Annotated in this window: 1 pseudogene; it reads right to left on the reverse strand. The window is 37.4% G+C overall.

The window, feature by feature from the left end:
• Window positions 1–192: 192 nt before the first annotated feature.
• A pseudogene (locus HC176_RS19715) lies at window positions 193–404 on the reverse strand (lytic transglycosylase domain-containing protein); the annotation flags it as partial.

Below are 404 nucleotides of genomic sequence, written 5' to 3' on the forward strand. Positions count from 1 at the left end.
AAAGGTGTCTCATCCTTTCGGGATAGAGTTTGAAAAATCCTTTGATCTTAACTACGATTCTTTTACCAGCGCAATTTCCCTTCTCCTAATTAATGACAGCAGTCAATATTCACAGGCAGAAAAAACTCTCACTCCTTAACAGCCGATCTTAGTAAAAGAAGTCCTTCATAATTTTACTTTTTGAAAACTATTTTAAGGCGCTACACTATAATACTCGGGCTCCGGTAACTCGATCAAATATTCTTTACGGGATTTGTTTTCAAGATTTGTTTCCCTCAACCAGGGATTATGCAGCTTTAAGATTTTATAGTTGATCCCGAAGGTCTTTGCAAAGGCAGCAAAATCGGTTACAGAAGAATCAACCTTTACCTTTCGTGAGGGAATTTGCTTGTAAAGATCCTTTG

The sequence above is a fragment of the Tamlana crocina genome (assembly GCF_012037625.1).